This is a genomic window from Pseudoalteromonas sp. SG44-1 (assembly GCF_014164315.1).
GTDB classification, from domain to species: domain Bacteria; phylum Pseudomonadota; class Gammaproteobacteria; order Enterobacterales; family Alteromonadaceae; genus Pseudoalteromonas; species Pseudoalteromonas rhizosphaerae.
Genome location: NZ_JACJEW010000018.1, coordinates 81,195 through 90,399, shown reverse-complemented (window position 1 = coordinate 90,399; position 9,205 = coordinate 81,195). Strand labels below are relative to the sequence as shown.

Annotated in this window: 6 protein-coding genes; 1 reads left to right on the top strand and 5 read right to left on the bottom strand. The window is 40.6% G+C overall.

Going from position 1 to position 9,205, the window contains the following annotated elements:
* Positions 1 to 95: 95 nt before the first annotated feature.
* The 5 genes from H5187_RS10650 to H5187_RS10630 all read right to left on the bottom strand — a co-directional run bounded on the left by H5187_RS10650 (position 96) and on the right by H5187_RS10630 (position 8,201).
* On the bottom strand, positions 96 to 2,381 hold the full coding sequence (locus H5187_RS10650; RefSeq protein ID WP_182797845.1) for a TrlF family AAA-like ATPase: 2,286 nt from the start codon (positions 2,379 to 2,381) through the stop codon (positions 96 to 98).
* A gap of 274 nt (positions 2,382 to 2,655) precedes the next feature.
* The gene (gcvP, locus tag H5187_RS10645; RefSeq protein WP_182719175.1) at positions 2,656 to 5,547 is read right to left on the bottom strand and encodes an aminomethyl-transferring glycine dehydrogenase; all 2,892 of its coding nucleotides are present in this window, start codon (positions 5,545 to 5,547) and stop codon (positions 2,656 to 2,658) included.
* A 176-nt stretch (positions 5,548 to 5,723) separates the two neighbouring features.
* Positions 5,724 to 6,113 carry a glycine cleavage system protein GcvH gene (gcvH, locus tag H5187_RS10640; RefSeq protein ID WP_145241859.1) on the bottom strand — a complete coding sequence of 130 codons (390 nt, stop codon included), beginning with the start codon at positions 6,111 to 6,113 and terminating at the stop codon, positions 5,724 to 5,726.
* 219 nt (positions 6,114 to 6,332) lie between these two features.
* Positions 6,333 to 7,415 (bottom strand): glycine cleavage system aminomethyltransferase GcvT, encoded by a 1,083-nt coding sequence (gene gcvT, locus H5187_RS10635; RefSeq protein ID WP_145241861.1) that lies wholly within the window; start codon positions 7,413 to 7,415, stop codon positions 6,333 to 6,335.
* Positions 7,416 to 7,601: 186 nt separating this feature from the next.
* Positions 7,602 to 8,201: a hypothetical protein gene (locus H5187_RS10630; protein WP_182794902.1), complete on the bottom strand. Its 600-nt coding sequence runs from the start codon at positions 8,199 to 8,201 to the stop codon at positions 7,602 to 7,604.
* Positions 8,202 to 8,327: 126 nt separating this feature from the next.
* Between H5187_RS10630 and H5187_RS10625 the strand changes: the two genes are divergently transcribed.
* Positions 8,328 to 9,173 carry a LysR family transcriptional regulator gene (locus H5187_RS10625; RefSeq protein WP_145241866.1) on the top strand — a complete coding sequence of 282 codons (846 nt, stop codon included), beginning with the start codon at positions 8,328 to 8,330 and terminating at the stop codon, positions 9,171 to 9,173.
* Positions 9,174 to 9,205 lie beyond the last annotated feature (32 nt).

Below are 9,205 nucleotides of genomic sequence, written 5' to 3'. Positions count from 1 at the left end.
GCTGGCGAGGGTCGTCAATTGATTCGAAATATTTAAATAGTTGAATATCAGGCATGGGGGCTCCTTAAAAAGGAGTATAAGATCATACTTTTAAGTCAAGGTAAAGTTCGTGATCTTGCCCTGGTATTCAAAGCCGCGCCAGTATTAAAATTGAAAATATTCTGCTTAAAGTTATGAACTTTGTCTAACCAGAGCTTAAGGTCACTTAAGTCACTATCTTTACGAATGTTTGATAACTCTTTGTTCAAATCAAAAAGAAATCCACATTCGCGATCTAAGTCAAAAATCTCAGCTGAAAATGCATTATCAGATCTTCCTAGAATACTTCTAAATGAACTCTCCAAATCAACTAAATCAGAAAAAGGAGTAATATCCACTTGAATTGAAGTGTTCCCAGTTAGATATTGCTTGATAAAGTTAATACGATTTACTGTCAAGCCCTGTCTACATTTAATAATTTCTTGGTAAGCGTCATTTATCAAAGCAGTAAATTCACTAACCTTGCCTTCAATTACCTCCATATCTTTAAGTGACTGGTTTATGGTTTCCCTATCACCGATCAAACGGGCATAATCGGCTGGGCTGCTCACACCTTTACTCTGTAGGTCTTCGATTAGTTTATTATATTCTGCGTCTACGGAAATATGAGCTTGATTAAAACTGGAGCTTCCATACCATTGCTTAAAGCTTGTTAACTCATCACCCACAGTTTTTAATGCTTTATTCACACTTTCTTTAAAAGTTGACGTTGATTTAATCAAACTTTCTATTTTTGCATAAACCTCTTGTTCATGATCTATTTGCTTGTTAAAAGACGTTAATTCAATTACAGGTAATACAACTGAATTCATTGCTGATTCAAATTCTTCTTTTAGCTTTTCAACATCAAGTTCAACTTGAGATACAATTGTTCTTTTCGCTCTATAATGTTGATAACTTTTTAGAATTTCTGTGTGACCAGACTTTTCAATTGTTTTGATCTTTTGCTCAACATCAGCTAACTGACCTTGTAACAAGTTCTTATTGGATAACTTTGATTGAAGCTCTCTTCTTTGACTACATAATGTTTGAAAATGCGAACGTTTATCTTCCCACTCCATCTTCCATTGTTGAAAGCCAACAGTTGAAGATTCGTCAATTAAGCGTAAAAGCGTATTAGGATTTTTTGCCAAATTAAATATCTGCTTTTGGCTAAATATTTTTATTGGAAATCGGGAGTGTGCCTCACCTTCTTCTGGTATCCATTGCCCATCTTCAAATCGAAAAATTGAAACACTATTACTGCCTTTGGACCATTTTAAAAAATAATTAACATCATCTCGTGTATAAATGCAGCTTATTTTAGTATCAGTTAACATTACTCCATCAGTATCTCTTGAAGCAGATACTTTAATAAAACTTTCGAAAGATCTTCTTATTTCGTTTTGAGGAGGTAAATGAAATAAATCTCGTGATCTATCCATTCCTAATCTAATAAACTCAAGGACTGAAGACTTCCCACTTCCTCGCCCTCCTATTATCGAATTAAGCCATGGATTAAACTCAATAGTTAGAGGTGATGAACGTCCAGCGTATTTTGCATTTTCTATTGTTACAGAGCGTAATAATGTATTTGACGCTCTATTTGGATCTGTAGTTTCATCGTCAGATCGAATTATAGAAGATGAACCGTCAACTAAAGCTAACTTGAGCCCTTCTATAGAAGGTGATGACATTTTTACCCATGTATAAGCTCTGCCAATTTCATTAGGGTGGTGAGCATCAGAGCCTATTACAGAAGGAAGATCAAATTTTAAATTTTCGTACCTTGATAAAGGTGCATCAGGACTTTCTTTATTAGGGAAAACAATCTCTACGGCACTTGCATGCTCGCATACTTGCTTTATTGTGTGTGATGATATTTGTTGGCACAAACCTGCTTTCATATCTATATGTGCAGGTATTGCTACTCCTCCAGCAGCAATAATTTCCTTTATTACATTCTCAGCACTTTCTTCTGCTACAGAGTCACTGTCTCCTTTAGTGCCTCTAAATTTTGATGCTCCAATAACTGAACTAATATCAGCTCCTGTAGCATTTGGGTCAAAAATACCTAACACATGAATATTTGCATTAGCTGTAATTTCTACACCGGGAAAAACAAAAATGGAATGACCTTCTGCTCTTAAGACTTCTGCTGCATCTTTTAGCCCGTCAATCCAGTCTCCTGTATTATGATCCGTAATTGCAACACATTGGATTCCTTTAGCAATATAATCTAACAGCCAGTCTTTAGGTGACTTAGATGCTTTCAAACTACTATCTGCTTTTCCATAATCAAAAGAAGCTGGTGAATGTGTGTGAAAATCAAATTTCCACCACCGTGCGCCAATGAAGCTCATTTAATTTCCCTATCATTATTATTTTATAAATTTAAGTTAATAGCACTTTATCAAACATAACCAACTAAGCGACAGCATAATGCACTTAAAAATGAAATTATCTTGATACAGAGTATGGATACGTAGACTAAAGCATAAATAAGAAAGGCGAACCATTTCTGGTTCGCCTTTTAATAATTAATGTAGGATCTAGTTAATTAACCAACTTAATTAAAATAACCATCTTCATTAAATCGTTAACCAACTTAATTAATGATCCTCATCAATAAAATTATTAGTCTCTGTATGTCTCTACCGCTGGGCATGAACACACTAGGTTACGGTCGCCGTATACGTCATCGATGCGCGTTACTGTAGGCCAGAATTTGTTTTTGGCCACTGCAGGTACTGGGAATGCAGCGTAGAAGCGGTCGTACGCGCGGTCCCATTCGTTACCAAGTACGTCGCCTTGTGTATGCGGTGCAAACACAAGCGGGTTGTTTTCGATAGACCATTCGCCAGAGATCACTTTGTCGATTTCGCCTTTGATTGACACCATCGCTTCGATGAAACGGTCGATCTCAACTTTAGACTCAGACTCAGTAGGCTCAATCATCAAGGTGCCCGCTACTGGGAACGACATAGTTGGTGAATGGAAGCCGTAATCTTGTAAGCGCTTAGCAACATCCATTTCAGTGATGCCCGAAAGCTCTTTAAGTGGGCGTAAGTCAACAATACATTCGTGAGCAACACGGTTGTTGCGACCACGGTATAAAATTGGGAAGTGCTGGCTTAACTCATGAGTTAAGTAGTTAGCACTTACGATTGCCATTTCAGTGGCTTGTTTAAGGCCTTCGCTACCCATCATGGTGATGTAAGCCCATGAGATAGGTAAAATAGCTGCTGAGCCGTATGGCGCTGCTGATACTGCTCCGTTGCCGATACTCGTACCAGGTACGTTAATTACGCTATGGTTAGGCATAAATGGTGCAAGGTGTGATTTAACACCGATTGGGCCAACACCTGGGCCACCGCCGCCATGTGGGATACAGAACGTTTTATGCAAATTTAAGTGCGATACGTCTGAACCGATAAAGCCTGGGCTTGTTACACCTACTTGTGCATTCATGTTCGCGCCGTCCATGTAAACTTGGCCGCCATGTTGATGAATGATGTCACAAATTTCACGAATTGTTTCTTCGTATACACCGTGCGTAGACGGGTATGTGATCATGATACATGATAGGTTTTCTGATACTTCTTCTGCTTTCGCTTTAAGATCAGCCATATCAACGTTACCGTTTTTATCGCAATCAACAACCACAATTTTCATGCTTGCCATTTGTGCAGATGCAGGGTTAGTACCGTGCGCTGAACTTGGGATCAAACAAATATTACGGTGTGCATCGCCACGTGACTCGTGGTATTTGCGAATCGCGATTAAGCCTGCGTATTCACCTTGTGCACCAGAGTTTGGCTGTAATGAAACGGCATCGTAACCGGTGATGTTAACTAACCAATCATGTAGTTCGCCCATCATGATTTGGTAACCTTCTGCTTGGTCTAGCGGGCAGAATGGGTGAAGATTAGCAAACTCAGGCCAAGTAATTGGGATCATCTCAGCGGTCGCGTTTAGTTTCATAGTACATGAACCTAACGAGATCATTGAGTGATTAAGTGCTAAATCTTTGTTTTCAAGACGTTTGATATAACGCAGCATTTCAGTTTCGCTGTGATACGAATTGAAGTTAGGGTGCGTTAAGATTTCATCATCGCGTTCAAGGTTTGCAGGGATTGAATCGCTACCGTTTGCTTCGATGTCTGCTGCGATTGCATCAACACTTAAGCCGTGGTCTTCGCCAAGAATAATATCGAACAACTGTGCTACGTCTGCGCGCGTTGTGGTCTCAGACACTGAGATTGAGTATTCGCCATCATGGTTAGTAGCAAAGTTTACGCCGTTTGCTACAGCACGCGCTGTTACATCGTCTTTGTTATCGCTAACAACTGTTAGGGTATCAAACCAGGTGCTGTGCTTAAGGTTTACACCTTTAGCTTTAAGGCCTGCGGCTAAAATATCAGCAAAACGATGAATACGCTGTGCAATAGTTTTTAAGCCTTGTGGGCCATGGTACACCGCATAAAACGCAGCCATGTTAGCGAGTAATACTTGCGCTGTACAAATGTTTGAGTTGGCTTTGTCGCGGCGAATGTGTTGCTCGCGGGTTTGCATTGCCATACGTAGTGCATCGTTACCTAAACGGTCTTTAGACACACCAATGATACGACCTGGTAATGAACGTTTGTATGCATCACGTGTTGCGAAAAATGCAGCGTGTGGACCGCCGTAACCCATTGGTACACCAAAACGCTGGGCAGAACCAAGTACTACGTCTGCGCCAAGTTTACCTGGTGCTTTTAATAATAATAAGCTCATGATGTCAGCAGCAACACAGGCAATCGCTTTTTTGCTTTGTACGCCAGCGATTAAATCTGTGATATCGACTACTTCACCTGATGTTGACGGGTATTGGAATAACGCACCAAAAATTTCGTGATTTACAGCATCAGCAGCAGGACCTACCACAACTTCAAAACCAAACTGCTCGGCGCGTGTTGTCACTACGTCGATAGTTTGGGTATGTACGTCATCAGCGATGAAGAAGATGTTGGCTTTTTTAGCTTTAGATACGCGCTTTGCAAGGCCCATGGCCTCGGCAGCCGCAGTTGATTCATCAAGTAATGATGCACTTGCTAAATCAAGACCGGTAAGGTCTAAGGTCATAGTTTGGAAATTAAGTAATGACTCTAAACGCCCTTGAGCAATCTCTGGTTGGTATGGAGTGTACGCTGTGTACCAGCCTGGGTTCTCAAGTACGTTACGTAATATTACGTGTGGTACGTGAGTTGGGTGGTAGCCTTGACCGATGTAAGATTTGAATACTTTATTTTTGCTTGCTACTGATTTTAAGTAGCTTAGTGTTTCAACTTCAGTGCGGCTTTCACCCACTGTTAGGCCTTGCTCTAAGCGGATGCTTGCAGGTACAGTTTGACCGATCAGCTCTTCAACACTCGATACTCCAAGAGCACTTAGCATATCGCTTACTTGTGCTGGGCTTGGCCCAATATGACGGCGAATAAAATCTTGCGTTTGCTCTAATTGTTCAAGAGATTTGGCGTTTGACATTTGTCCAGATTCCTATGATCCAAAAAATAAATGGTTATTACTAATGGGTGACCAGTAATAACTTAAAAGCTTTTGATTTAATAACTTACAGTGTATGGAAAAGTAAGCAGTAAAATCATAAAAGCCCCAATTATGTTAGGTATAATGGGGCTTTTAGTACGGCGATAAACTAATTATTAGTCTTCGTCGATGGTGTTTGCATAGCCTTCAGCGTCAAGCAAGTTTTCTAGCTCAGACTCGTCAGATGCTTTAATGCGGAATAACCAACCGTCGCCGTAAGCGTCGTTGTTAACTGTTTCAGGTGCATCTTCAAGGTCTTCGTTGATTGCAACGATTTCACCGCTGATTGGTGCATAGATGTCTGATGCCGCTTTTACTGACTCTGCTACTGCACAGTCTTCGCCTGCATCTACTTCATCGCCTACTTCTGGTAATTCAACAAATACCATGTCGCCAAGTAGTTCTTGTGCGTGCTCAGAAATACCTACAGTGAAAGTACCGTCACCTTCGTTGCGAACCCACTCGTGTGAAGAGGCATACTTTAACTCGCTAGGGATATTGCTCATTTTATTCATCCTTTGGTTTTGATACCAATCAACTTAAAAATTTAACCATTCTAGCGGTCTAAATAAAGCGCTAACAGCGTTATTAATTTATCAGGTAGAACAACTACATATCAAAATTAATGCCTTGTTATCACTCTATTTATCTGTCGCTATAACTGGTTAATAACTCAACATGATTGGTATTATTGGGTGATAACACCAAATTTTTTAATTAATACTTTAAAGTACAGACTTACCGTTACGTACAAAGCTTGGTTTAACTACTTTTACGTTAACTAATTTTTTACGCATTTCTACTTGAGCAGTTTCGCCAGTTGAACGTGGTACACGTGCAAGGGCAACACTAAAACCAAGTGTAGGTGAGAAAGTACCAGAGGTAATGACCCCTTCGCCACCATCAACAATTACTTTAGAACCACTACGCAATACGCCTTTTTCTTCCAGCACTAGGCCAACAAGTTTATCAGTGCTTTTGTCAGCGCGTTGCTGTACTAGTACGTCACGACCGATAAAGTCACGATCTTCAGGTTCCCATGCAATGGTCCACGCCATGTTAGCAGCAAGTGGTGATACGCTCTCGTCCATATCTAGGCCGTAAAGGTTCATACCCGCTTCTAAACGTAGTGTGTCACGTGCACCAAGGCCCGCAGGCGCAACACCAGCATCTAGCAGTTGTTGCCAAAGATCCGCAGCTTGCTCGTTCGGTACAACAATTTCGTAACCGTCTTCGCCAGTATAGCCTGTTGTAGCAATAAATAAATCACCAGTTTGCACACCAAAAAACGGCTTCATATCTGCAACAGCTGCTTGTTGATCAGCCGTTAAGATAGTGGCAGTTTTTGCTTTAGCATTAGGGCCTTGTACTGCAATCATGGCAAACTCTGGGCGCTCTGTTACTGCAACGGCAAAATCAGCTGAAACTTTAGCCATGTGCGCTAAATCTTTTTCACGAGTTGCAGAATTAACCACTAAGCGATAATCAGTATTTGAGAAGAAGTAAATGATAAGATCGTCAATTACGCCACCTTGCTCATTCAGCATGCCAGTGTAAAGCGCTTTACCAGGAACGGTTAATTTAGCAACATCGTTAGCGACTAGTTTACGAAGGAATGCTTGTGCTTGTTCGCCTTTGACATCAACAATAGTCATGTGTGAAACGTCAAACATGCCTGCATCGGTGCGCACTGCGTTGTGCTCTTCGATTTGCGAACCATAGTTGATTGGCATTTCCCAGCCATGAAAATCAACCATTTTTGCTTTTGATTCTAGGTGCTTTGCATGTAAAACTGTTTTAGAAGTCATAATATTCCTTCACTTTATAATTAACCCAAGATTGGGCGTGGCCTCAATTTAATGAGGGGGAATAACATGGGCGGCGATTATACATAAGTTGTAATGCACCTAACACCCAAATTGCGATTTGTTCTTACAAATAAATTACAAAAAGCTGGCAACTAAAAATACGCTAGCCAGCTTATCTATTTATGTTCAAGCAACGTCTGGTAGTGACATATCAAAACCGCGTTGCTGTAAATATGTTTGCCATTTAGTCAGCTCTGGCGCTTTGGCCACCAGCTGAAAATACTGTATTGATTGTTTATCAATAGCGGTAATAAATACCTCACCACTTTGCGTACCATAACAGCTGTTGGTGTCTGACAAGCGCAGTCCAGGGGTGAGTTTAAATGCTTCGACTAAGGCGTCAAATGCTTGCTCACCAGATAAAGTTAAGGTCGCTAAATCAGTGCGTGTAACAAACTCAATATCGTAGCGCAGTTGCTGTTCACTGATCAGTGCTTGTAATTGAGCCGCTGCATCTGTGTGCAACACGAATCTAAACGCTGTTGCACTAAAGTAATATAACGCAAAGCTATAATTGCTATTTAGGTCGCCATCTAAGGTGCCTTTCACACCTAAACCACTGGCGGTTAGTTTGTTTAAATCTAACCCTAATATAGTGGTTAAAAACGGGATTGCTTCAGTGCCGCTAAAATCGATCACCACGGTGTTTGTATTGAGCTGCAGCATATTGCTATCAGCTGCTTCAATCTGGCTATGACGAGCAAACATTATCGGGCTAAAAGTCATTATCGACACCTATCAATCTTTAATGGCAAAAGTATATTGTGCAAGTCTAGCAACAACAAATTGTAATTATTAATCAATTGATAAATAATACTTATCAATATACCCCCATAAATTGTAATTTTTAATATGAAAAATATCTCAACAGACAGCTTACGCACGTTAGTTACTGTGGTTGAAGTAGCAGGTTTTGCTAAAGCAGGTGATTTACTTGGCTTATCGCAACCCGCTGTAAGTTTACAAATAAAGCGGTTAGAAGAAATGCTCGGGCATAAGCTATTTAAAAAACAAGGCCAGCGCCAAGTACTCAATCAATACGGTGAACTGCTGCTGCCGATGGCAAAGCAAATGCTGCTGCAAAACGACACCATTTTGCAATTATTTACTAAAGAGAATGTGACCGGTAAGGTGAGGTTGGGAATACCCAGCGAATTTGCCGCTCGGATCTTACCCGCTATTATCGGTGACTTTGTGGCACTTTACCCTGAAGTATCGTTAGAGGTTAAATCGCGTTTAAGTAAGCATTTATTGTCGGTTTCACGAGAAGACCAGTTTGATTTAGTACTGGCGTTAAATGAAGATTTAAACTCTGAAAAGTTCCCTGTTTTTATGCAAGACCAACTGGTCTGGGTTGGTGATTTATCAATAGCACAAAATGACGTTGTTACGCTTGTGACTGCACCGGAAGGTTGTATTTATCGACGCCGCGCCATCGAGGCATTGCAACTTGCAGGTATTAAGTACCGCATAAGTTATAGTAACGCTGATTTAACAGGCCTTACTGCGGCTTTAAAAGAAGGATTAGGGATCACCGTTTTGGCTAGAAGCACAGTGCCTAATGAACTTAACTATGAGTTAAACACCGCTATTTTACCGAGCCTAGGTAAAATAGGTATTAGCTTAACAAAGCATGCAGAACAAGCCGAGCATGCGGTAGATAAACTTGCCGAGTTTATTGCATTACGCTTGACTTAATAGCTAACAAAAAGCCGCCTTTAGTTACCTTT